Consider the following 23,509-nt stretch of genomic DNA (forward strand, 5'->3'; position numbering starts at 1 on the left):
CCGTATGAGCACTAACAACCTGTCACCGCAAGATGCCGTCGATCTGGATAAAGAAGCCGGAGCTGGTAGCCGGCCACTGAGCGGCATCTATTTGCGGTTGGCCACCCTGTTGGCGATCGCGATTTCCGTCTATGCCATTTACGCCAACGCGCTGTCGAATACCCAGGAGTTTTACCGCAATACCACCTTCCTTAGCGGCATCCTGATCCTGGGCTTTATTTTATTCCCGGTTTCACCCCGCTACGCCACCAGCAAATTCAACCGTTGGGACTACCTGTTTATCATCCTGACGCTGGTCAGCTACGGCTATTTCTACGCCAGCTACCTGGACTTGCACGTGGTGCGCAAAAGCATTCCCAATACCACCGACTACGTGATGGCCGTGATCGGCATCGGCGTATTGTTTGAGGCTGCGCGCCGCACCACCGGCTATTTCATCCCCGGGCTGGCAACCTTCGCTATCATTTACGCGCTGTTCGGCCAGTACTTTATGGGCATCTTTGGCCACGGCGGCTTCTCGTTCGAGCGCTTGCTGTACCGGCTGTTTATGACCAGCGAAGGGATCTTCGGCATCACCCTGTCCACCGCTTCCACCGCCATCGTGGTGTTTATTCTGTTTGGCGCTTTTCTCAGCGTCAGCGGTGCCACCGCGTTGTTTAACGATTTGGCACTGGCAATCGCCGGTCGCCGTCGCGGTGGCCCGGCGCAGGTTGCGGTGATCTCTTCGGCGTTGACCGGCTCCCTGAGTGGCAGCGCGGTGGCCAACGTTGCCACCACCGGCACCTTCACCATTCCGCTGATGAAAAGTATCGGCCTGTCGGCGCGCTTTGCCGGCGCGGTCGAAGCCACCGCCTCCACTGGCGGGATGATCATGCCGCCGATTATGGGCGCGGCGGCCTTTATCATGGCCGGTTTCCTCGGCATTTCTTACACCACCATCGTGATGGCCGCCATCATCCCCGCGTTGCTGTATTACGCGGCGTTGATTATCGCCATCGATCTGGAGGCCAAAAAGCAGGGCCTGAAAGGCATCAGCAAAGAAAACATTCCTAAAGTGAAGGCGGTACTGAAAGCGCGCGGGCTGCTGTTACTGCCGCTGATCATTGTTATCGGCACCCTGCTGCTGGGCAAAACGCCGATCTACGCCGGGTTCCTCGGCATTATTTCGATCATCGTCGCCAGTTGGATCACCCCTGATACTTCAGTGCGCATGACACCGAAAAAAATCGCCACCGCGCTGAACGAAGCGGCGCGCGGCTCCATTCAGGTGACGGTAGCCTGCGCCGCCATCGGGGTGATTATCTGCGTGGTGACCATGACCGGTATCGGCTCGACGCTGGCGTTCAACATTGTCGCCATGACCAACAATACCCTGTGGATGATCCTGCTGGTGGTGATGTTGGTGTGTATCGTGCTGAGCATGGGCCTGCCCTCGACCGCCTTGTACATCGTGGTGGCCGTCACCGTTTCCCCGATCCTGATCAAGGCCGGTGTGATGCCACTGGCCGCGCACTTCTTTGTGTTCTGGTTTGGTGCCTTGTCCAACATCACGCCGCCGGTGGCACTGGCCAGTTACACCGCCGCCAGCATCGCCCGCGCCGATCCGATGCAAACCTCCTGGGATGCGGTACGGCTGGCGCTACCGGGCTTTATCATCCCGTTTATTCTGGTCTACAACCCTATGCTGCTGATGCAGGGTGACGATCTCAACGCGTTGTCGGTGATCCATATGGTGATCAGCGCACTGGTAGGGATTTATGCACTGTCGATCGCCAGCGCCAATTTCTGGATGATGAAAACCCACTGGCTGGAGCGGGTGCTATTTACCGTCGCGGCTATCCTGTTGATTAAACCGGGTCTGCTGACCGATCTGGGCGGCGCGGCGCTGATTATCACCGCGGCATCGGTACATCTGCTGCGTTTCAGGCGGAGCACTGCGCAGGGGGCGCTGAATGGTCAATAAAGTTACGCGACAGAAGGCCTCACATCAGGTACTGGCACAGTTGAAAGCCGGCATCAGCGACGGCAGCTTCCCTGTCGGGGAAAAGCTGCCGTCGGAAAACACGCTGGCGGAAGCATTTGGCGTCAGCCGGGTACCGGTGCGCGAAGCGCTCGGCATACTGGAGATCAGCGGAATTATCTCCTCGCGCCAGGGGGGCGGTCACCGGGTTGAGCAACACTCGTTGCTAAGCAAATATCCGCCGTTGGTGATGGAAATTGCCGACCCCAACGAGGTGGAAGCGCTGCTGGAAATGCGTGAAGTCATTGAGCAACAGGCGGCCCGCATGGCCGCCGAACGCCATACTGCCGCGGATTTACTGGCGATTGAGCAGACGTTTAATGATTTCAAACGCTGCACCCTCAACGACGGCTTGATTGGTCACCGACAGGATTACCTGTTCCACCGCGCCATCATGCAGGCCTCGCACAACCCTTTTTTCGTCCAGATCCTGGATAACATGCACGAGCTGTATCTGGGCGTGCTGGTGTATTCACTGAGCAAAAATCTGGGGCGGCAAGCCGAACGCCAGCGGGTGATCGACGAACACCAGCAGGTGCTTCTGGCGATCAAGGCTCGTGACCCGGCGGCAGCCACTGCCGCCATGCAGAATCATCTCAGCAACGTACGCGGCAAATTGCGCCGCCTGGATAATGAGGAGTTAGGGTAACCATGCATGACGTGATCATTATCGGTGCCGGCCTGGTCGGGCTGGGCGTCGCCAATGCGCTGCAGGAGGCCAACCCGTCGTTGCGCATCCTGATACTGGAAAAAGAGAGCGGCCCGGCGGCACACCAAAGCGGCCATAACAGCAACGTGGTTCATTCCGGCATTTACTATGCTCCCGGCAGCCTGAAGGCGCGGCTGGCCAAGCTGGGTAACCAAAGCATGTTCGCCTTCTGCCGCGAGCACGACCTCTATCACGACCAGTGCGGTAAGGTGATTGTGGCGACCCAGTTGAAGGAGCTGGATTTACTGGAAAACATCTATCAGCGCGGGTTGCAAAACGGGTTGGCGGTCAGCCGGCTGTCGCAGGCGCAGTTAAGGGAGCGCGAACCGCACGTCAACGGGCTTGAGGCGCTGCTGGTACCAGACGCCGGTATCGTCAATTACAGCCAGGTAGCGGCAAAGCTGGCGGAAATTATTCAGCAACGCGGTGGCGAAATCCACTACGGGCAGCAGGTCGAGGGCATCAGCGAAAGCAGTGACGACGTCAGCGTTCGCACGCAGCACGCGCAGTATCAGGCCAAATGGCTGGTTAACTGCGCCGGTCTGTTCAGTGACCGCATCGCCGCCCTGGCCGGTTACCAGACGGGCATGAAGATCGTGCCGTTCCGTGGGGAATATTACGTGCTGAACGACGAGAAAAACTATCTGGTGAATCACCTGATCTACCCGGTGCCCAACCCGGACTTTCCGTTCCTCGGCGTGCATTTCACCCGTATGTATAACGGCAAGCGTGACGTTGGCCCCAATGCGGTGCTGGCCTTCAAACGCGAAGGTTATCGCAAATGTGACTTCAGCCTGCGGGATCTGAGCGAAGTGCTCGGCTATCGGGGGTTCTGGAAAATTGCCGGTAACTATCTGGGGGAAGGATTTGCAGAAGTCCGGCGTTCCTTGTCACGGCAGCGATTTACCGAAAATGCACGTTGGTTGATCCCCGAACTGCAACCGGAAGATATTCAGCCCGGCCCGGCCGGCGTTCGTGCTCAGGCCCTGACCGCCGACGGCAAACTGGTGGACGACTTCCATTTTGTGAAGGGCCGCCGCTCGCTGCATGTTTGCAATGCGCCCTCCCCGGCGGCAACCGCCTCGCTGGAGATCGGCCGTGAAATCGTACGGCAGCATCTTTCTTCATTGTAAGGGCAATAACCCTTTACCATGCTGAGGAAAAATGGCGCTGCATGCAGCGCCTGATAGGTTAAGTTCCGCTATTGCAACGTGTGGTCAATTGTAGCGCTGGCAGGGTTATCGTACTTGCCGTCGGATTAGTTAGAGTAAAGGTCACCGTGCCTGCCTCAGTGACACACACCGTACTTTTCACTCGCTTTGGATTCTGGTTGAACTTCACTCCATTAGCGACAAATGTGGGCAACACTGCCGCCAATTGCGCATCAATATCCAGACTGACTCCCGCCGTCAACGTTATGTCCTGGGCCGTTGACGTGACGATCAAATCAACAAAGTCACCCCCCACCCATTCGGGGTTAGCTCCCCCTGTTACGCAGCTATATTTACGCGCAACCCCCGGCACAGCCCTAAAGTTATAGACCTCGTCCCCTGGCCGAGCATCGATGTCTGTCGGCATTTGGCTGTCATAACGGAACTCCCGACGGCCATAGGCGGAAGCATCCATCTGAATCCGACGAATGCTACTGGCACCAATCTCAAACTTGGTTACCGGCACAAAGGCAGTGTCGAACACGTTCTTTCCAATAACGGTATTTGGGCCGTAATCCGTACCAATAAAGTACAATCCGGCGAAGGAAGAGTTAAGCTGCACAATGTTATCGGCAAACACAAAGTTGCCTGGATTTGACAGGCGGATATGCCCCTGGTTGGTGTCCGTTACCCGGTTACCGGCAAAGCTGCCACCCGCAGCTAATTTAATGTAATTGCTACCGGAGCCGGCGTTAATAAAAGTCGAACCCTCGAAAACGTTACCGCTGGTCACACAGCCACTCGCGGAAAGTCCGATCTTGCAGTTCAATACACGGTTGCCGGTAACCGTCGCACCGGTCGCAGAAATACCAGGATACTCCGCCACCGGGCTGGTGCCACAGGTATCCACCTGGTTATTGGCGATAAGCGCATACTCAACCTTAATGTCAGTCAGGGTCGTGAAACTGATGCCATTCTGAACCGTATTACGCACGGTGTTACCTACACATTTGCTGCGTCTAATCGGATTCTTTTGCGGGTTATTACTCAGCTCACTATCGACAATAATGCCAAAACGATCGACACCATCGACAAAGTTATCTGTCACCTCCCAGTCTTCGATGTTGGTGAATGCAATGCCATAAGAGAGGCTAGTGAGCGAGTTGCCCTGTACCAACAAATTCTGGAAAAAAGTCGTTGAACCGCCATTTTCATCGTTGAGGGTAATCCCTCCACCACGATGGCCTTGGGCGGTATTAGGCGAACCAATGCCGTCGTACAACCGATTATTGAGGATCTTACCGTCAAAACTGGGGGTTGAAGAGGTCTTCAACAAAATCCCATCGCCGTTATGGTGATAAATTTCGTTGTCACGCAGCACCCAACGACGGCTGCCGCGCACCGCAATCCCCTCTTCGCCCAGTTCATGGCACTTATTACGGTAAACCTCGAAACTTTCCGACTGTTTGATGCTGATGGCATCGGTATGCATAAACAGGTCGAGGTCGTACAAGCGAAAACGTTGGCCACCATCAATAAATAACGCAGTAGCCTGCTTAGACCACAGGCGAGTGGGGTCAGTGCCTTTGCGGCTCAACGTCAGGCCGCTGAACGAAAAATCCGTTTTATTAACAAACGCCACCATTGTCAGCGTCGTCTTATCACTGTCAAGATAGAGTTGTCCGTCGCCACTAATGGTACTGAAGCCAGGCGCATCAAGCGGAGCAAAGGGGGTGTTGGCATCAATATCAGCCAGACGATAACGGCCTTCAAGCACCATTTTTTGCGGCGTCTGCACGGTAGCGATAGCACTCGCGTAACGGAACAGGCTTTTAAGCGCCGGATAATCATTGGCAACACCATCGCCCACGGCACCGAACATCTCCGGGTTTAATACAGAATCCGCATCAAGCACCCGCATCCAGCAATAGGGTGAACTGGCAGGCTGGGTAATATAGATGCATCCATCAAGGGTAACCCCATTGGCCGGAATCGAAACAAAGGTGCCGCCGCCCAACGTACTGCGAATTTGTTTACTTAGCCGCGAAGCATCAAAGGCTGTAACTGTCATCAAGGTACCGGTAGGGGCAGTTTGCTGAGCCAGAGCAGCAATATCTATGCAAGTATCGGTCATGGTACATCTCCTCGTAACGGCATGATTGCCGCCATGAAACTGTACATAAACCCAGGCACCCATAAAATCTGCCAGCCGATGGCACAACGAAAAAGCAAAAAAAAGCGCTGCCTAAGCAGCGCCATTACCAAGCTGTAAATCTCTGGCTATTTCGCCACGTACTTTTGCATATTGGCCGGGGTCACCAGTTCAAACGGGATCCAGTAGTAAGGGTCCAGCTTTTCGCCTTTGATCATGCGCTGCGCCACGTCAACCGAGGCTTTGCCCTGACCCACGGCATCCTGAAATACCGTCACCTGCATCTTGCCGGAAGCTAAAGCCTTCAGGCCGTCCGGTGTGGCGTCGATGCCGCCAATCAACACCTTGCTGTCCTGCTTACCAGCCTGCTGCAACGCCATGATCGCGCCAATCGCCATCTCGTCATTATTGGCAGCGACGATATCGATAGACTCACCGTTGGTGACCCAGTTCAGCATCAGATCCATCCCCTCGCTGCGCGAATAGTTGGCGCTCTGCTTTTGCACTACCTTCATTTTCGGGTACTTGGCCACCACCTGCTCTACATCTTTGGTGCGTTGCAATGCACCAGCGTCGGTCAGGTTACCGATCATCACCGCCACGTTGCCCTGGTAGTTGGCCAGCCGTGCCAGCTCTTCCATCTGCAAGGTGCCGGACTGCCTCTCGTCGGAGCCGACAAACACCACGCCGGAAGGCAGCTTGCTGTCGCCCGGTGTGCGGTTCACATACACCAGCGGAATGCCCGCTTGAGTCACCATTTTGGTGATGGCGGGCGTACCCGCCGAGTTGACCGGATCGACAATAATCGCGTCCACCCCGGCGCTGATAAAGTTCTGTACCTGATCGGTCTGGCGGCCAACATCGCCGCGTGCATCTTCAAATTGCACGCTGATGCCGCGCACCTTGGCCTCTTTGTCGATCGAATGACGAATGATGGTCAGGAAATTCTGGTCGAAATAGGCCATCGACACGCCGATGGTTTCCGCCAGCACTGAGGTGGAACAGCTGAGCGCTGCCACCAACACGATTCTTTTTAAGTATTTCATGATGATCCCCTGAGATAAAAAAAACCGCCGGGCAAGGTGCACCGGCGGAGTTTTACGGCAATCAGTGTTTTTTACGGTTACGGTGCATATCGATAGACACCGCGGCGACGATAATCACGCCTTTGATAATGTCCTGAATGTAGGAGTCCACGCCGATAAAGGTGAAACCGCTTTTAATCAGCCCGAGGATCACCGCGCCAATCAAGGTGCCAGTAATGCGCCCGACACCGCCCATCAGGCTGCTGCCGCCGATCACCGCCGCCGCGATGGCGTCCAGTTCGTAGGACATCCCCATGCTCGACTGGCCGCTGCTGACGCGCGCCGCCAATACCACCCCCGCCAAGCCTGCCAGGCCGCCGGCAATGGTATAGACCATCACCAGGTATTTATTGACGTTAATGCCGGACACCCTGGCCGACGTCATGTTGCCGCCGATGGCGTAGATGTATTTGCCGTAACGGGTGTGCTTCAGCGCGATGTGGAAGATCACCGCAATCACCAGGAAGATGATCACCGGCATCGCACCCTGGCCGATTGAGGTAAAACCGTCGGACAGGAAGCTGATCGGGTTACCCTGGGTGTAATACTGCGCCAGGCCGCGTGCCGATACCATCATGCCCAAAGTCGCGATAAAAGGTGGGATACCGGTGCGGGTAATCAGGAAACCGTTGATAAAGCCGCAGATAATGCCCACCCCGATCCCCGCGCCGATCGGGATCGCCGCCGGCAAGTCGAGCAACGCTGGGTACATCGGTGAAATACTGTCCGACGTTTGCGCCAGACTGGCTGCCACCACCGCGGTCAAGGCAATCAGCGAACCGGAGGAAAGGTCGATACCGGTGGTGATAATGACCTGGGTAACCCCCACCGCAATAATGCCGATAATCGCCACCTGCAGCACAATCAGCAGCAGACGGTTAGGGTTCATCAGGAAGGACTGGTCACGGATGTACCAGCCAAGAATTTCAAATACCAGCGCGATGCCGAGCATCACGATAAAGATGCCGGTGTCTTTCGGCATTTTGCCACTCAGGCCGGCGAACAGCGGCGCTTTACCCGCAAGCGGCTTCTCAACTTTTACATTACTCATGGGAATTCACCTTTGCGTTATTCAGAGGCCAGCGCCAGGATGGTTTCCTGATCCGCTTCTTCTTTATCCAAAATGCCGGTAATACGGCCGCCGTGCATCACCATCACCCGGTCGCTCATACCGAGGATTTCCGGTAATTCCGATGACACCAAAATAATGGCGACGCCACGGTTCGCCAGCTCGCTGATCAGGCGATAGATTTCCGCCTTCGCACCCACGTCGATGCCGCGCGTTGGTTCATCGAGGATCAATATTTTCGGCTGGGCCAGCAGCCAGCGGGCAATAAGGACCTTTTGCTGATTACCGCCGCTCAGGTTATTGATGATTTGATCCATGGTCGGGGTTTTGATGTTGAGCTTTTTGATCTGCTCCATGCAGTCCTTGGCCATTTGCACGTGGCTGACAAAGCCATTCTTGCCGATGTACTCCGACAGGTTGACGATGCTCATGTTCTCAACCACCGACAACACCAGGAACAGCCCGGATTTTTTGCGGTCTTCGGTAAGGAACGCCAGCCCGAGTTCAATCGCCCTGGAGGGGGAATCCACCTTGGTTGCCTTGCCCTCGATAAAGATGTGGCCGCCGTCCGCCGGGTGCATGCCGAACAAGCTTTCCATCACTTCGCTACGACCGGCTCCCACCAGCCCGGCGACGCCGAGGATCTCGCCGCGCTTAACGCTGAACGAGATATCGTGAAACCAATCGGCACGCTGTAGCCCTTCGACGCGCAGCACTTCCTCGCCAATATTGTTGTTGAATTTGGGGAACATCTGGGTCAGTTCGCGCCCCACCATCATGGTGATCAGCGACTGTTTGGTCAGGTTCTCGGTTTTATCGCAGGCGATAAAGGTGCCATCGCGGAAGATGCTCACCTCGTCGGTGATGGCAAAAATTTCGTCCATCTTGTGGCTGATATAAATAATGCCTTTGCCCTGGTCACGCAGTTCGCGAATGATGGCGAACAAATGCACTACTTCCCCCTCGGTCAGCGCCGAGGTCGGTTCGTCCATGATCAGCACATCCGCGTTGTAGGAAACCGCCTTGGCAATCTCCACCATTTGCTGGTTGGCAATGCTCAGTTCACCGACCAAGGTCTCAGGTTTGAGTTTAATGTTCAGCCGCACCAGCAGTTCACGGGTTTGCTTGTTCAGTTGGTCATGATTAACAAAGCCCAGCTTTGCCGGCTCACGGCCCAGCCAGATGTTTTCCGCCACCGTCATATAAGGCACCAGGTTGAGTTCCTGGTGAATCATGGAAATACCCGAATGCAGCGCCTGCAGCGTGTCACTGAAGGTCACCGGTTGGCCTTTTATTTTAATGGTGCCTTCATCGGGGTGATAAATGCCGATTAAACATTTCATCAGCGTGGATTTGCCCGCGCCGTTTTCTCCCATTAACGCGTGTACGCTGCCTGGTTTGATTTTAATTGAGACTTTATCCAGCGCTTTCACGCCGGGAAACTGCTTACTGATGCCTTCAGCCTCAAGAACATAGGGATACATACTGATAACCTCCGCCGTTCGTCAATGCATCCCTGCCGGGTCAAGGCGGCAGGGATATAACTGCGCTGCCTGAACGCTTATTTTCTGTTCTTGTCGGCAAATTCTTGATAGTTGGCCTTGGTGATCAACTGATACGGGATCAGGACGTTGCTTTCCACCTTCTCGCCTTTCACCAGTTGAATGGCGGTTTGCACCGCGCCCTCACCCTGCCCTTTGGCATCCTGGAACACGCTCAGCGCCAGTTCGCCCTTCTTGATGTATTCCAGTGCATCCGGGGTACCATCAACGCCGGCCACCAGTACGCCACTTTTCTTCGCCTGCTTCAGCGCCAGGATTGCACCAATCGCCATCTCGTCGTTGTTGGAGGCGATGGCATCAATCTGCTGACCGGTCAGCGCCCAGTCGGTGGTAATGTCGACGGCTTCTTTACGGCCCCACTTGGCGGTTTGTTTGTCGAGGATTTTGATGCCGGGATACTTGGCCGCCACCTCTTCCACGCCGCGTGTGCGGTCGCGGGTCGCTTCATTGGACAATTCCCCCATCAGGATCATCACGTTGCCCTTGCCGTTCATCAGCTTGGCCAACTCTTCCATCTGCAGCTTGCCGGCCAGTTTGGAGTCCGAGCCGACGTAGGCCATGCCCGCAGGCAGCTTGATTTCCGGGCGACGGTTGACGAACACCAGTGGGATCTTGGCGTTTTCCGCCAGTTTGATCATCGGCTTCACGCCCTGGGTATCGACCGGGTTGAGGATGATGGCGTCTACGCCCTGGCTGACAAAGTTCTCAACCTGTTGGATCTGCTGGGCGATATCCCCTTTTGCATCTTCAAATTGACCACTGACGTTGCCGTCCTGTTTCATTTTGCTCTGCATTGACTGGCGCAGGATGGTGAGGAAATTGTCATCGAAAGCAGCCATTGAAACGCCGATTTTGATGTCTTTTGCCAACACGCTGGCCGGCAACATGCACATCAATACCGAGGTGACGATCAGTTTCTTCAGCTTCATGTTCTGTACCCTTTAATTGTTAGAGTGAAGAGGCCTGTTGATTTGACAGCTAATGAAAAATATTTTTTACATTAAAACAACAATCCGGTCGATGTTATCCCTTTGATACGGCAGATTTATCGCTTTTTTACCGTATTCAGGTGGTGTGTAAAACTTTGATCAATGTCTCAAAATAGATTAAAAACAACACTTTAAAATAAACACGCTCTCAGGGCATTTAAGCCACCCCATCATTATCAAATGTTTATTTCATAATTTAGATTATTGAAACTTTTTAACTCAAACAAGCGAAACATGCGTTTTGGAATGGCCAAGTAACAAAAACATGACACGGATCTAACAAATGGCGTAAAAGTCACCAGCGCGTTCGTGACTTAAGTGCATTCAACTACCGGAAACGCCCTGCGGTGATGAAAAATGGCACTGCGAATTCTCAGTAAATGTGCGAGCGAGCACGCAGTTTGCGGATCCGTGGTTTCATCCCCCGCGTTACTCGACAATACTGAATGAACATGTATTTTCAGGAGGATCTGACATGCAGCACAGCAGTAAGGTACGGATGAACCGGCTGTTTAATAACGGCAAATGCCTCGATGTGGCGATTGATCATGGCATCGCCAATGAACCGGATTTTTTAATCGGCCTGGAGGATATCGAACGGGTGATGGACAACCTGATCGTCGCCCGGCCCGACGCCATTCAGGTCAACTACGGCCAGGCGGATTTGCTGCAACGCGCAACGCAACGCGACAAACCGGCACTGGTGATGCGTACCGACGTCGGCAATGCCTATAACGCCGCGCGCCACCGTGAAATGTGGGCGGTGCTGCATAACCCGGAGGCACCGATCCTCGCCGCGCTGCAGATGGATGCAGCCGCAGTGGTGGTTAACCTGTATCTGATCCCCGATGAACCGGGCATTTTTCGCCAGTGTGTCGAGAATATCGGCCGCCTGCGCCATGCCTGCGATCGCTATGCCATGCCGCTGATGATTGAACCGCTGGTGATGGCGCCGGCCGGCCAGGGCGTTGCCTACGGTTCGCTGGGCGACGTAGAAAAAATGGTGCCGTTAGTCCGGCTGGCACGTGAACTGGGCGCCGACATCATCAAGGCCGACCCGACCGAACGGGTGGAAGACTTCCACCGCATCGTTGAAGCGGCGCGTTGCCCAACGCTGGTACGCGGCGGCGGTAAAGGCGAACTGGGTGCGGTGCTGGAAAAATCCGCCGCCCTGATGGCTCAGGGAGCATCCGGTATGGTGTATGGCCGCAATGTGTATCAACACAGCAACCCATCGAAAGTGGTCAGCGCGTTAATGGCCATCATCCATCAGGGCGCCAGCGGTCAGCAGGCGCTGGAAATCTACCATCAGCCCTAAACGCTCGCTTTTGTAACTAAAATAATCCCTCCCCCGGCGGCAGCATGTTATAACCTGCTGCCGGTCGCTACCCTGCGTTCCATTCCCCGCTATTATCCTGACAGGCCCATTCGGAGAACCGCCATGCCAAAACAACGGATACCGCTGAAGCTCAGCACCACCCTCACGTTGATGGTGTCTGCCATCGTCGCTTCGGTGCTGCTGGTGGTATATGCGCTGTTTTTTGTGCAGATGAGTCACGAAGGGCAAGACCAGCAACGTCAGAAAGCGATGGCGATTGCCGAAACGCTGGCACTCTCCAGCAATGTGGTTGACGGCCTGCTACGGGAGGATCACAGCGGTGCGGTCCAGCGTTTCGCCGAGCAGGTGCGGCACCAGAACGAATTGCTGTTTGTGGTGGTGGTGGACATGAAAGGCATCCGCTACTCACATCCCAAACCCTGGCTGATCGGCCAACATTTTATCGGTGAAGATTTGGAGCCTGCACTGCGCGGTGAAACCAACAGTGCCATCAATCGCGGTGCGCTGGCGCCGTCACTACGGGTATTTGCCCCGGTCTACGACAGCGAACGGCGGCAGATTGGCGTGGTAGCACTCGGTATTGCGCTCGATACCGTCCACCGGGTGGTGGGTGAAAGCCGCTGGATCATCTATTGGACCCTTGCCTTCGCCGCACTGGTTGGCTCCCTCGGCATCTTCTTCCTGGTGAAGGCGCTGAAGCGCATCATGCTCGGCTTTGAACCTTATGAAATCTCCAACCTGTTTGAACAGCGCAACGCCATGCTGCAATCGATTAAAGAAGGCGTCATCGCGGTCGATAACCAGTCACGTATTACCCTTGTTAACGACGAAGCCAAACGTCTGTTGCGCCAGAGCGGGCCGTTCGAAAATCTGCTGCTGGAGTCTGCCAGCAAATATTGGCCGGCTCAACTGAATCTGGCGGAGGTGCTGGCCAGCGGTAAACCGCTGCGTGACCAACAGATCAGCTTTAACGGCAGTGAACTGCTGACCAATACCGTGCCGGTGATCGTCAAGGGTCAGGTGATTGGCGCTATCGCCACCTTCCGCGATAAAACCGAAATCAGCCAGTTGGTGCAGCGCCTGAGCGGCATGGCGCACTATGCCGATGCGTTGCGCGTCCAGTCACATGAGTTTATGAACAAGCTGCATGTGATCCTCGGCATGCTGCACATGAAGGCTTATCAGCAACTGGAAAACTACATCATCAACACCGCCAGCACCTATCAGGAAGAGATCGGCGCACTGCTGCGAAAAATCCAGTCACCAGAGGTCGCGGGCTTCTTTATCGGCAAGATCAGCCGTGCCCATGAAGCCGGTATTGAGTTGACCATTGATGAAGCCAGCCTGCTGCCGGAAACCGACGATGCGGAAACCACCCACGTGCTGATCAGCGTGCTAGGCAATTTGATTGACAATGCCATTGACGCTATCGATGGCGTTGAGGGGCACGAGATCAACCTGAGCTTTCATCACAATGAGAATCACTTACACTGTATAGTCAGCGACGACGGCCCCGGTATCGATCCGGCTCTCGGCGCACGTATTTTTGAACAGGGCGTTTCCACCAAGGGACCGGGACGCGGTATCGGCCTGGCGCTGATCCGCAGCAACCTGGAGAAGCTGGGCGGCAGCATTGATTTTGAATCTGAACCGGGTGAGCTGACCCAGTTCTTTGTCCATATTCCCTATCAGGCCAAGGGCTGAACCATGATTAACGTATTGATTATCGACGACGACCCGATGGTGGCGGAGTTAAACAAATACTACCTGAGTCAGGTGAGCGGTTTTCACTGTCAGGCGACGGTTGCCACACTGGCGCAGGCGCGGGCACTGCTGGCCGACGCCGAAGTCAGTATCGATCTGGTGTTGTTGGATATCTATATGCAGCAGGAGAACGGGTTGGACTTGCTGCCCGGCCTGCGCGAGCTGGGTGAAAAAACCGACGTCATCATCATTTCTTCCGCCAGCGACGTGGATACGGTGCAGCGTGCCTTGCACTACGGCGTGGTGGATTACCTGATCAAACCTTTCCAGTTTGGGCGTTTCAAAGAGGCGTTGAGCAACTACCAGCAGCAGTCGCAGATCCTGGCGCAGCGCGAATTCTCGCAGAGCGATGTCGACAGCCTGTTACGTCGTCAACCCAGCAGCAGCGAAGGGAAAAAACTGCCGAAGGGGCTCACCAGCATCACGCTGAATACGGTGTGTGAATGGATTGAGCAACAGCACGACGGGGAGTTTTCGACCGATAATCTGGCCAATGCCATCGGAATTTCACGCGTTTCCTGCCGCAAATACCTGATTTATTTGGCGGAGAGCGGCATTCTCGGCACCCGCATTCTGTACGGTACCACCGGCAGGCCGGTCTATCTTTATCAGTTAAAACCCGATGCCATTGCCCTGCTGAAAGAATATTGCCGCTGACCGATGCCCCCGGTACAGGCCGGGGGCTCAGCTGTTATTGCGTTTTACGGATCAGACCGAAATCACGCAGCGCCACATACGGGTTCCAATATTCGCGGGCGCTGGCAATCTGCCCATCATTGATGGTCACGATGGCAATAAACTGCTGATTATAATCGCCGCCGCTTTGTTTGATTTTACCGCTGCTGGTGTATTCAAACACAAACACCCCAGGCTCCGCCGTTACCACTTTTCTCCAGCCCTTCCAGTCGGCATATTTCAGATCGCCAAGGTACTCGCTCATACCGGTAAAGTAACGGGTGATATTTTCACGCCCCTTGGAAGCCGTGGCGAAGAAGCTAAAATCCTCCACCGGCGCATAAGGCAGTTCAAACACCCCTTGTGGAGTAAAATATTTGGCGACGTTGGCCGGTTTCTCCGACCAGCCGTTCAGGCTGCGCCAGTAAAACTCGGCGACGTCGTTAACGTCGTAGCCCGGCTGCAGATAATACAGCCCCTGTTTTTCGATAATATGGTCGTTGGCCTGCGCGGACGCAGCCATACCCATCAGCCCCAGCAGGGCCGCTGAAAAGAGTCGTTTCATGTTATTTACCTTATGAGGGATTACATACGTATTACGGCTTTAATGGTTTCACCGGATTGTGAATCCGTCATCGCCTGGTTAATGTCATTCATGGCATAAAAACGGATCATGCGATCGATCGGGAAGCGCCCCTGTTGGAACAACTGCGCCAACATCGGGATAAACACCGCCGGCGCCGCATCGCCCATAATGGAACCCTGCACTGCCCGCCCGCGGATCAAATGCATGATGTCGAGCGGCAAGGACTCGCCCTGCGGCACCACGCCGGTCAGCACACATTTGCCATTTTCCGCCAGCACCCGTACCGCATCAGCCATCACACCCGCATGCCCGGCGGCTTCGACGCTATAATCCGCACCGTGCCCACCGGTCAGCTGGTTAATCACTTCGGCAACGTCCGTCGTTTTCGAGTTGATCACCGTGGTGGCACCCAGCTCTTTGGCCAACGCCAGACGGTTATCCTTGATATCCACCGCCACAATCTGACCGCAACCCACCACCCGGGCCGCCATCACCGCCGCCAGGCCCACAGCGCCCAGACCAAACACCACCAGCGTGGAGCCCGCCTGTGCTTGCAAAGTGTTAATCACGGCACCCGCACCGGTCATCAGCCCGCAGGCCAGTGGCCCCAGGTACTCCAGTGGGATGGTTTTATCGATCGGCACGATACTGCTGGCATTGACCACCGCGTATTGCGCAAAAGAGGACTGACCGAAGAAATGGCTGTGCACGTCGCCCCCTGCATCATGCAGGCTGACCGAACCGTCGGCGCGCTGGGCCAGCCAGTTCAGTGGCACATGCTGACGGCAGTAGGTCGGCATGCCGATGCTGCATTTGTCACAGGTGCCACAAGAGGCCAGCGACAACACCACATGATCACCGGGTACCACTTTACTGACCCCGGCCCCCACCCGCACCACCACCCCGGCACCTTCGTGGCCGAGCACCACCGGGGCGGGCATAGGGATAATGCCTTTGTGGGCCGCGATATCGGTATGGCACAGGCCGGTAGCCACCAGTTTTACCAGGACCTCATCGGCACGAGGTTCGCCCAGTTGCAACTGCTTAAGGGAAAATCCCCCTACTGCGCCCTCACTGACTGCTGCTGTAATTTCCATACACTCTCCCACTGAACCTGTTGCCGTTGCTTCGATGTGGGGCAGTATAAGATGCGCTATTGGGCGCAAAAAGATGCCATACTCTGATTCACTGTTCTCGAATTAAGGACAATAAGAATGCAGAAAGGCATACTGAAAGACCTGAACGACCTCTACTATTTTGCCCAGGTCGCCCAATACGGCGGGTTTTCCGCCGCCAGCCGTGCGCTGGATATCCCAAAATCCAAGCTGAGCGCGCGCGTGCTGGCGCTGGAGAATCGTCTTGGCGTGTTGCTGTTCCAGCGCACCACCCGGCGAGTCAAGCTGACGGAGACCGGCTCACTGCTGCTGCGTCATGCACAGATAGCGATCAACGAGGCCGAGATCGCCCAGGAACTGATCGACCAAAGCCGGGCTGAACCCTCCGGGCTGGTGCGCGTCAGTTGCCCCAAGGTGGCCGCCGATGTGCTGCTTTCACCCTGCCTGCCGGCCTTTATGGCGGCAAATCCCGGTATTCAGGTGCAACTGCTGGCGAACGATAACCGGTTTGATCCGGTGACCGACAAGATTGATGTGGCACTGCGTCTGCGCCAGCGCAAAGACATGAGTGAAGGCATGATAGCCCGTGAATTGGGCCAAAGCGTGCGTATCCTGGTCGCTTCGCCGCAGTATCTGGCGCAACGTCCCCCATTAACCGATCCGCAGCAATTGAGCAGCCATGATTTGTTGACCCTGGTCGACGTTGGCGAACAACAAACCTGGGATCTGGAAGGCCCCGAGGGGGAAAAACGGGCGGTGCGCGTGCGACCGCGGCTGATGTGCAGCGAATGGGGGATCGTCCGCAATGCGCTTTCTCAGCACCTGGGTATCGCGTTGTTGCCGGATATCACCTGTCATCAGGCGCTGATGCAGGGTGAGTTGGTGCGCGTCTTGCCACAATGGGCTTGCGCCCCGCTGATTATGCACGCGGTCTTCCCGACCCGTCGCGGCATGCTGCCTTCGGTGCGCGCACTGGTGGATTTTCTGGCGCTGAACGTCCCGCCGCTGTTGCAGAAAGGGGCGGTTAAATAGCGCTTCGACGGCAGTTCTGATCCTGGCTGCCCGCTTCAGCGATGGCGCTTGAATGTGGGGAAATCCATCGCCCCACCCGAAGGGTAACAAGGCTTGCCATGCTGTTGCTTGTTTTTCCCGCAGCGATATTCGCCATACTGGGTGTTATGGCGTTTTCGGTTTGCCAGGTCGGCGGCAGCGCGCTGTTGTTCCTGCGCTATTGCCTCATCATTGGCCTGCGTCAAAGCTTCTGCGCTCCATATCTTATGTTTTAGCCCACTGCGTTTTTGCTGATAGCTGTCGGCGATTTTATTATCCAGTGGCGGTTCAGCGTGGTACTGAAAATCAAACGATGCCAGAGCGCTGAGGCAATAGCACTGCGCCACGCAGGCGAGAAAGATCCTTTTCATCGATAGACTCCCAAAATTCAGTTAACCCGTGGATCCAATGACGCACCCACTGCCCGTTGATCGGCAGACGATGACGCTGCGGCCACCTCGCATTCCCGCTGGCGAATAGCGGACTCCAATGCTTTGCGCTGAGCGCGTAAAGCGGCAAGTTGCGCCTGTTCCGAGCGTATTTGCTCTACATACCAGAGATGTTGCAACACGCCATTTAACCGCTGCCGATAATCAACGGCGACGCTCTCCTCATCCACAGGGGCAGGAGTTGGATGCTTGTCGACAAACGCACAGCAACAGGAAGACGCCAGCAAAGTGAGCGCTGTCGTCATTACAGAAGACAATTTCAAAAGCATAAACTCCATTAAAGCCCATACGGCGGCTCACTCTCATTATATTAACGAGAGTTTCCCTGATGATTTAATCAACAGCGCTCAAATAGCAGACAGATTAATTGATAAAAACCAAACACAAATTAAATAGAAAACACTGAGGCTAATAATGGGTGGAGATAATATATTTAGTTGGTTAACGATCTAACACCCTTGATTGGCCTATTGTTTCGCCGTTGTATATTACTTTTTAAAATAGACTTAATCATGAGTGGCAGTAAATAAAAAAATACTTTTTTTAGTTTATTAACTCGTATTCAGCCGCAGATAACACCGAGACAAACTGCATTATATTTCAATAAGGAGGGAAATAATTTAACTTAAGATAAACAGAATGCAGAACTAAAAAAGGCCGGGATAGCTCCCGACCTTCTCTCAATGCCTGACGGGTTTAGACCAACTCAACCACATCAAACTTAACTTCACCGCTGAGGTCGGCTTCGTAATCAACACCTTGCAGACCAAAACCGAACAGGCGCAGGAACTCGGCCTTATAGCCCTGGTAATCGGTCAGCTCATTGATGTTGCTGTCGTCGATCTGTGCCCAGATTTCACGGCAGGTGTTCTGCACGTCGTCGCGCAGTTCCCAGTCGTCCAGACGCAGACGGTGCTTCTCATCGGTATCCGGTGCGGTGCCACTGTACAGCTTGGTGGCGAACAGACGCTGGATTTGCTCGATACAGCCTTCGTGGATCCCCTGCGCCTTCATTATTTTGAAGACGATAGAGATATACAACGGCATTACCGGGATTGCGGAGGAAGCCTGAGTCACCACCGACTTCAGCACGGCAACGTAAGCCGCGCCGCCTTTGGCCTTCAGTTTCTGATCGATGGCCAGAGCCGCACGATCCAGATCTTCTTTTGCTTTGCCCAACGTACCGTGCCAGTAGATTGGCCAGGTCAGGTCAGTGCCGATATAGGAGTAAGCCACTGCCTGCACGTTATCAGCCAGCACGCCGGCTTCTTCCAGTGCATCCATCCACAGTTGCCAGTCCTGGCCGCCCATCACTTTGACAGTGTCGGCAATTTCTTGCTCGTTGGCCGGCTCAACCACGGCTTCAACCAGCACGTCTTTGTTGGTATCGAGTGCCACGGATTTGTACGGTTCGCCGATAGGTTTCAGCGCAGAGCGCACCACTTCACCGGTTTCCGGCATTTTACGTACCGGCGAAGCCAGTGAGTAAACCACCATGTCGATCTGGCCCAGGTCCTGTTTGATCAGGTCGATAACCGTTTGGCGGCATTCATTAGAGAATGCATCACCGTTAACGCTTTTCGCGTACAGGCCTTCTTCTTTAGCTGCCTTGTCAAAACCAGCAGAGTTGTACCAGCCGGCAGAACCGGTTTTGGCTTCGCTGCCCGGCTTTTCAAAAAATACGCCGATGGTGGCTGCACCGCTGCCGAATGCAGCATTGACGCGTGATGCCAGGCCATAACCGGTGGAAGCACCGATCACCAGCACTTTTTTCGGGCCGTTTTTCAGTTCGCCACGTGATTTAACGTAGGCAATTTGCTCACGGACATTGGCTTCACAACCTGCCGGGTGAGCGGTAGTGCAGATAAAACCACGAATTTTAGGTTTGATAATCATAGTAATTTTTTCTTGGTAGCTAAAAACCGAAGGACAATATACCTGATTTTCTCAATATACTTAAGCTGGGTGCATTGCAGAATCGCAACAAGTGCAGTGAACAGACCAGTTACACCGGTGAAATCTTGCTATCGCGACAGGGGGATGGGGATAAACACGGGGATCCTGGAGTGGGTTTCAAGGCCAGGCTACTGCGCGCCCGGCCCGACAAAAACCAATCAGACTTTTTTCTTTTCCAACTGTTCAACCAGCGTATAGCGCAGTGAAGAGGCGTCGGCCGGCACATTTTCCAACTCGGTTACCTTGACCTTCAGGCGGTAACGGTAGCCCGGTTCGAAGTTAAAGCCTTCAATTTGGCTGTAAAACAATTCCCACTGCCCCTGCACGGAGTGACGTACCTGCATGCATTTCATTGGGGCGACGCCCATACAATCCACCAGCGCACTGTTCACCAGCAACACTTCCGTATGGTCGCCGTCTTTACTCACGGGTTGGCTCACGATCGCTCCCTCCTGGCTGCAGCCGGCCAAACCGGCTAAGGCAACAAATAACAACGCTTTGATTTTCAATGTAATGCACCATTGAGTCTTTGGGTGCGCTGATAGTAACAAAGCTACGGCTATCGGGGCCAGCGGCGTGTTCCGAATTTGGGGAAAATGGACCGGTCTGCAGAAAGTATCGTGACAGTAAAGTACAAAATCAGACCCGTTTTTCTTTGCTCTGGCGGCTCGTTAAGACAAAAATAACGGCAGGCGTTTCCGTATACTCAACGCCGATTAATGCTGGCGAGTCATGGCAAATTCTCCATGTAGCGGAGTTTTAGGCTCACAGTGACCCGTCAGCATTATCACCAAAAGGCCGGGAGTCCATGATATTAACTGAAACCTCAAGCAATAATTAGATTGCTATTTTTCCCTCTCAGAAAAAGCAAATTCGGCGTTAATTCACTATTTGCTAACCACCACTTCTGGGTCTAAGTTTATGAAACCAATAATCCTAAAGGGGTTTGCTATGCGTTTACTTCCTTGCCTTTTTATAGCGGGTTCGATGGCTTTATTGTCGGGCTGTGCCAGCCAGCCGCAGGTGACCAGTGATTATGACCACAGCGCCAACTTCACCCAATACCATACCTACGGTTTTGCCTCAGAAACTGCCGGGCAGTACCAAACGCTGACAGGCAAGTACATTCAATCGGCAATTAAACAACAAATGGAACAACGCGGGTATAAAGCCAGCGCAACCCCTGATCTGCTGGTCTACAGCAGCGCGATGAAACAAAACAAGGTGCAGGTGAACGACGCTCCGGTACCGGTCGGTCGCAGAGGTTATGCCGGCTGGGGGGGGTATAATCAAACCGTTTGGAGCTATACCGAAGGCACCCTGACGGTAGACCTGGTGGACAGCAAGAAGAAACAGCTGGTCTGGCGTGGAACCGCCAGCAACACGCTGAGTTCGGATGGTAAACCGGCCAGCCAGGCCCAGATCCAACAGGCAGTAACCGCGCTGTTTGCCACCTACTCCTTCCAGGCCGGCCCGGCAAACCGCTGATTTTTTGAGTAGCTAACCGGAAGCCCTGCTCAAAACGGAAAAGGTTCACAGAAGTAAAATATCAGTGAGCCTTTTATGGCTTTAGAATCCTTAGGTTTAAAAGCGCGGTGCTCTCTGGCGACTAGCCGGTTCATGGATTAACGTCATTCCAATCGTGCTGTTACTTTGTGAAAAATGTTTCAAGATTGCGCTTTTGAGTCCCATCTTCAGTGAAGTTTTCGGATGAAAGCCAACCTGAGAGAGCCTTGTCAACAATTGGCCATTCGATATCGATAACAGATAACCAGTCCGTATCGCGATTACGTTGTTTACGAGTCATCGCCTGACGGAAGCGTCCTTCAAACGAAAATCCCAGCCTTTCAGCAGCTTTTCTTGATGCCACATTCAGTGAATCACAACGCCATGCAACCCGACGGTAGCCCAGAGAAAAGGCATTTTTGAGCAGCAGGTATATGGCCTCTGTACCCAGGGTGGTTCGTTGCATCATAGGTGACCAAGTCACATGCCCTATTTCTAGTGCGCCATTAACGGTATCAATGCAGCTATAGCAGACGACACCAACCGGGCGTCCACTTTTCATCTCCGTCACGGCCCAGGCAACCAGGTAACTGTCGTTAATTTTATTTTCAACCCAAAGCATCATTTCATGCAGACATGCAGGCTTCTCTGCACCAAGCCAGGTCCAGTCTCTGTCATCCCTTGCCAGCGAATATGCATCGAAAAGCGCTTCGCAATGATCGATGTTAAGGGGCGACAGTTTGCAGTGCTGTCCGTTTAACTCACTCAATTTCGGAAAGGATGCTGACTGCCATTCAGGCAAGGGAAAACCTACCGGTTGACCATATTTATTCGTATTCAACGATCATTCACCTTCTGCGAAAGTCTGTTGTGGCCAGCATACAGGACGCTGTGCAAACCTCACACTATGAGTGAATGAAGAGAGGAAAGAATAAATGATGGCGTGAAAGGTCGAATATCGAGCTTCTTCGAGGAAACACTTATAAATCAAGCACACAAAAAAAGACCGAATACGATTCCTTTAATGGCAAAAGTGGTATTTTTTCATTTAAAATCAACATTATACTGTGACTTTAGATTAAAAAATACCTAGTTTCGCCTTCGTTTACTGTCCTTTATCTTCATATAGTTATCAATTCCCTCGGTTCGGTTCGGGAGGAATTCGCGTCTGATATGTGATGTATTGGCGCAAACTTGACCTGACAGTACTCTGTGCTTGAACACGATTAAACCTGACAGCTGTCAGCAATGAGCGAAAAGAGGAAATTAGGTCAGAAATTGCATAGTGATGCTCTGTCAATTAATTTAGGGGGCCGTTTGGAAAATGGAAATTATTGTAGGTTAAGACTGTTTTTATACTTTTCACTTTAGCGGTCGCTAACGGCTAAACTTACCTGAATCTGGTTGGCGTCCGGCTTCTAAATGAAATACAATAAAGATAATGATAAACTTAATCTATTTATTAGAATCCTGACACGGAATTCTTTATGAGAGATAACGATTTTGAACAACAGTGAGAATATTCTTCAGGGTGGAGGACGATCTTTAGTCACGAAGAAAGGAGATGTTGTTTTCCGCGCCTCGGCGCCCTGGTCAGTCACAACCATTGCACTTCTTGGACACCTGGAACAAGTAGGTTTCAAATACTCACCAAGGATTGTCGGTACCGGGTTTGATCCAGAAGGGCGAGAAATGGTTTCGTTTTTAGAGGGGGGCTTTGTCCATCCTCACCCCTGGAAAGACGAAGCATTTCCGCTCTTGGGACAGATGCTGAAAGCGCTGCACCAGGCAACCCGTTCTTTTTTACCACCAGAAAATGCGCAATGGCGTCCATGGTTCGGCCGACGTTTGGGGACTGCGTCGGTGATAGGGCATTGCGACACGGGGCCATGGAATATAGTCTGCCGTAATAAATTACCCTTTGCGCTTATTGATTGGGAAGAGGCCGGGCCTGTTGATCCAATGATTGAACTGGCTCAAGCCTGCTGGCTAAATGCTCAGCTAGTCGATGATGACATTGCTGAAAAACAGGGGCTCCCTTCGGTTGAAGATCGCGCACGTCAAATGTGTATGTTACTTGATGGGTATGGGGTATCACGCGTTCAACGCATTGGCTTTATTGAGAAAGTGAAGGATTTTGTTATTCTCAGTGCTGCGAATGAAGCCATTACCGCTCAAGTGACGATGGATAGCTTGGAGATTGCTCCGCTTTGGGGGGTAACATGGAGGGCTCGCAGTGCGGCTTGGATCATAAGACACCAGGCAGCGCTACATCGGATAATCATGGCGAGTTGATCGTCCCAAATATAAAATATAGGCTTGGATTATCCAT

Annotated in this window: 21 protein-coding genes; 9 read left to right on the top strand and 12 right to left on the bottom strand. The window is 53.7% G+C overall.

The genetic code is table 11. From position 1 onward, the window contains the following. The first annotated feature begins 4 nt into the window (after positions 1–4). From OC597_RS15390 to lhgD, 3 genes are read left to right on the top strand one after another with little or no spacing between them, the layout of a single operon-like run. A complete protein-coding gene (locus tag OC597_RS15390) occupies positions 5–1,963 on the top strand; it encodes a TRAP transporter permease (RefSeq protein WP_261462383.1) in 1,959 nt (652 codons plus the stop codon). Beyond that, on the top strand, positions 1,953–2,669 hold the full coding sequence (locus tag OC597_RS15395; protein ID WP_261426150.1) for a FadR/GntR family transcriptional regulator: 717 nt from the start codon (positions 1,953–1,955) through the stop codon (positions 2,667–2,669). Before OC597_RS15390 ends, OC597_RS15395 begins: the two co-directional genes overlap by 11 nt. A gap of 2 nt (positions 2,670–2,671) precedes the next feature. Beyond that, a complete protein-coding gene (gene lhgD, locus OC597_RS15400; protein ID WP_262209388.1) occupies positions 2,672–3,862 on the top strand; it encodes an L-2-hydroxyglutarate dehydrogenase in 1,191 nt (396 codons plus the stop codon). 58 nt (positions 3,863–3,920) lie between these two features. Here the strand turns inward: lhgD and OC597_RS15405 are convergent, their stop codons facing one another. The 5 genes from OC597_RS15405 to OC597_RS15425 all read right to left on the bottom strand — a co-directional run bounded on the left by OC597_RS15405 (position 3,921) and on the right by OC597_RS15425 (position 10,677). Continuing rightward, a complete protein-coding gene (locus OC597_RS15405; RefSeq protein WP_262209390.1) occupies positions 3,921–6,014 on the bottom strand; it encodes a right-handed parallel beta-helix repeat-containing protein in 2,094 nt (697 codons plus the stop codon). Positions 6,015–6,160: 146 nt separating this feature from the next. Beyond that, positions 6,161–7,078 carry a sugar ABC transporter substrate-binding protein gene (locus OC597_RS15410; RefSeq protein WP_261255725.1) on the bottom strand — a complete coding sequence of 306 codons (918 nt, stop codon included), beginning with the start codon at positions 7,076–7,078 and terminating at the stop codon, positions 6,161–6,163. Positions 7,079–7,139: 61 nt separating this feature from the next. Next, entirely contained in the window at positions 7,140–8,168 is a 1,029-nt protein-coding gene (locus OC597_RS15415; protein ID WP_261255728.1) for an ABC transporter permease, read from the bottom strand. 17 nt (positions 8,169–8,185) lie between these two features. Beyond that, the gene (locus tag OC597_RS15420) at positions 8,186–9,670 is read right to left on the bottom strand and encodes a sugar ABC transporter ATP-binding protein (protein WP_261255730.1); all 1,485 of its coding nucleotides are present in this window, start codon (positions 9,668–9,670) and stop codon (positions 8,186–8,188) included. Positions 9,671–9,747: 77 nt separating this feature from the next. Continuing rightward, complete coding sequence (locus tag OC597_RS15425; protein WP_261255732.1) at positions 9,748–10,677, bottom strand: sugar ABC transporter substrate-binding protein; 930 nt, start codon at positions 10,675–10,677, stop codon at positions 9,748–9,750. Positions 10,678–11,212: 535 nt separating this feature from the next. Between OC597_RS15425 and OC597_RS15430 the strand changes: the two genes are divergently transcribed. The 3 genes from OC597_RS15430 to dcuR all read left to right on the top strand — a co-directional run bounded on the left by OC597_RS15430 (position 11,213) and on the right by dcuR (position 14,497). Next, positions 11,213–12,055, top strand: a complete 843-nt coding sequence (locus tag OC597_RS15430) for a class I fructose-bisphosphate aldolase (protein ID WP_261284294.1) — start codon at positions 11,213–11,215, stop codon at positions 12,053–12,055. A 123-nt stretch (positions 12,056–12,178) separates the two neighbouring features. Continuing rightward, the gene (locus OC597_RS15435) at positions 12,179–13,780 is read left to right on the top strand and encodes a sensor histidine kinase (protein ID WP_262209393.1); all 1,602 of its coding nucleotides are present in this window, start codon (positions 12,179–12,181) and stop codon (positions 13,778–13,780) included. Between the two features lie 3 nt (positions 13,781–13,783). Beyond that, positions 13,784–14,497, top strand: a complete 714-nt coding sequence (gene dcuR, locus OC597_RS15440) for a two-component system response regulator DcuR (protein ID WP_262209395.1) — start codon at positions 13,784–13,786, stop codon at positions 14,495–14,497. A gap of 34 nt (positions 14,498–14,531) precedes the next feature. Here dcuR and OC597_RS15445 read toward each other — a convergent pair whose 3' ends face one another. Together OC597_RS15445 and OC597_RS15450 are read right to left on the bottom strand one after the other, a co-directional pair. Further along, positions 14,532–15,080 carry a nuclear transport factor 2 family protein gene (locus tag OC597_RS15445; protein WP_261255740.1) on the bottom strand — a complete coding sequence of 183 codons (549 nt, stop codon included), beginning with the start codon at positions 15,078–15,080 and terminating at the stop codon, positions 14,532–14,534. Positions 15,081–15,100: 20 nt separating this feature from the next. Then, positions 15,101–16,198 (bottom strand): NAD(P)-dependent alcohol dehydrogenase, encoded by a 1,098-nt coding sequence (locus tag OC597_RS15450; RefSeq protein WP_262209396.1) that lies wholly within the window; start codon positions 16,196–16,198, stop codon positions 15,101–15,103. A 117-nt stretch (positions 16,199–16,315) separates the two neighbouring features. Between OC597_RS15450 and OC597_RS15455 the strand changes: the two genes are divergently transcribed. After that, positions 16,316–17,248, top strand: coding sequence for a LysR family transcriptional regulator (locus OC597_RS15455; RefSeq protein WP_099062391.1), 933 nt, complete (start codon positions 16,316–16,318; stop codon positions 17,246–17,248). Positions 17,249–17,283: 35 nt separating this feature from the next. On the opposite strand, the gene OC597_RS15460 is transcribed toward OC597_RS15455, so the two are convergent. The 4 genes from OC597_RS15460 to OC597_RS15475 all read right to left on the bottom strand — a co-directional run bounded on the left by OC597_RS15460 (position 17,284) and on the right by OC597_RS15475 (position 20,180). After that, positions 17,284–17,637 (bottom strand): hypothetical protein, encoded by a 354-nt coding sequence (locus OC597_RS15460; protein ID WP_261284289.1) that lies wholly within the window; start codon positions 17,635–17,637, stop codon positions 17,284–17,286. A gap of 17 nt (positions 17,638–17,654) precedes the next feature. Beyond that, a complete protein-coding gene (locus OC597_RS15465) occupies positions 17,655–17,984 on the bottom strand; it encodes a hypothetical protein (protein WP_262209399.1) in 330 nt (109 codons plus the stop codon). Positions 17,985–18,411: 427 nt separating this feature from the next. Next, entirely contained in the window at positions 18,412–19,611 is a 1,200-nt protein-coding gene (gene fabV, locus OC597_RS15470) for an enoyl-ACP reductase FabV (RefSeq protein WP_085116277.1), read from the bottom strand. A gap of 218 nt (positions 19,612–19,829) precedes the next feature. Then, positions 19,830–20,180: a DUF4377 domain-containing protein gene (locus OC597_RS15475; RefSeq protein WP_099062394.1), complete on the bottom strand. Its 351-nt coding sequence runs from the start codon at positions 20,178–20,180 to the stop codon at positions 19,830–19,832. 478 nt (positions 20,181–20,658) lie between these two features. Here OC597_RS15475 and OC597_RS15480 point away from each other — a divergent pair, with 478 nt between their 5' ends. Further along, on the top strand, positions 20,659–21,159 hold the full coding sequence (locus OC597_RS15480) for a DUF4136 domain-containing protein (RefSeq protein ID WP_262209402.1): 501 nt from the start codon (positions 20,659–20,661) through the stop codon (positions 21,157–21,159). A 160-nt stretch (positions 21,160–21,319) separates the two neighbouring features. Here OC597_RS15480 and OC597_RS15485 read toward each other — a convergent pair whose 3' ends face one another. Then, on the bottom strand, positions 21,320–22,018 hold the full coding sequence (locus tag OC597_RS15485) for a GNAT family N-acetyltransferase (RefSeq protein ID WP_261462372.1): 699 nt from the start codon (positions 22,016–22,018) through the stop codon (positions 21,320–21,322). Between the two features lie 662 nt (positions 22,019–22,680). On the opposite strand from OC597_RS15485, the gene OC597_RS15490 reads away from it, so the two are divergent. Continuing rightward, positions 22,681–23,472 carry an aminoglycoside phosphotransferase family protein gene (locus OC597_RS15490; RefSeq protein ID WP_262209404.1) on the top strand — a complete coding sequence of 264 codons (792 nt, stop codon included), beginning with the start codon at positions 22,681–22,683 and terminating at the stop codon, positions 23,470–23,472. Positions 23,473–23,509 lie beyond the last annotated feature (37 nt).

The organism is Serratia proteamaculans (assembly GCF_946227095.1).
GTDB lineage: Bacteria > Pseudomonadota > Gammaproteobacteria > Enterobacterales > Enterobacteriaceae > Serratia > Serratia proteamaculans_E.

Coding starts and splice junctions, on each gene's coding strand:
- OC597_RS15390 (WP_261462383.1), top strand. CDS start 5: ATGAGCACTAACAACCTGTCACCGCAAGATGCCGTCGATCTGGATAAA.
- OC597_RS15395 (WP_261426150.1), top strand. CDS start 1,953: ATGGTCAATAAAGTTACGCGACAGAAGGCCTCACATCAGGTACTGGCA.
- lhgD (WP_262209388.1), top strand. CDS start 2,672: ATGCATGACGTGATCATTATCGGTGCCGGCCTGGTCGGGCTGGGCGTC.
- OC597_RS15405 (WP_262209390.1), bottom strand. CDS start 6,014: ATGACCGATACTTGCATAGATATTGCTGCTCTGGCTCAGCAAACTGCC.
- OC597_RS15410 (WP_261255725.1), bottom strand. CDS start 7,078: ATGAAATACTTAAAAAGAATCGTGTTGGTGGCAGCGCTCAGCTGTTCC.
- OC597_RS15415 (WP_261255728.1), bottom strand. CDS start 8,168: ATGAGTAATGTAAAAGTTGAGAAGCCGCTTGCGGGTAAAGCGCCGCTG.
- OC597_RS15420 (WP_261255730.1), bottom strand. CDS start 9,670: ATGTATCCCTATGTTCTTGAGGCTGAAGGCATCAGTAAGCAGTTTCCC.
- OC597_RS15425 (WP_261255732.1), bottom strand. CDS start 10,677: ATGAAGCTGAAGAAACTGATCGTCACCTCGGTATTGATGTGCATGTTG.
- OC597_RS15430 (WP_261284294.1), top strand. CDS start 11,213: ATGCAGCACAGCAGTAAGGTACGGATGAACCGGCTGTTTAATAACGGC.
- OC597_RS15435 (WP_262209393.1), top strand. CDS start 12,179: ATGCCAAAACAACGGATACCGCTGAAGCTCAGCACCACCCTCACGTTG.
- dcuR (WP_262209395.1), top strand. CDS start 13,784: ATGATTAACGTATTGATTATCGACGACGACCCGATGGTGGCGGAGTTA.
- OC597_RS15445 (WP_261255740.1), bottom strand. CDS start 15,080: ATGAAACGACTCTTTTCAGCGGCCCTGCTGGGGCTGATGGGTATGGCT.
- OC597_RS15450 (WP_262209396.1), bottom strand. CDS start 16,198: ATGGAAATTACAGCAGCAGTCAGTGAGGGCGCAGTAGGGGGATTTTCC.
- OC597_RS15455 (WP_099062391.1), top strand. CDS start 16,316: ATGCAGAAAGGCATACTGAAAGACCTGAACGACCTCTACTATTTTGCC.
- OC597_RS15460 (WP_261284289.1), bottom strand. CDS start 17,637: ATGAAAAGGATCTTTCTCGCCTGCGTGGCGCAGTGCTATTGCCTCAGC.
- OC597_RS15465 (WP_262209399.1), bottom strand. CDS start 17,984: ATGCTTTTGAAATTGTCTTCTGTAATGACGACAGCGCTCACTTTGCTG.
- fabV (WP_085116277.1), bottom strand. CDS start 19,611: ATGATTATCAAACCTAAAATTCGTGGTTTTATCTGCACTACCGCTCAC.
- OC597_RS15480 (WP_262209402.1), top strand. CDS start 20,659: ATGGCTTTATTGTCGGGCTGTGCCAGCCAGCCGCAGGTGACCAGTGAT.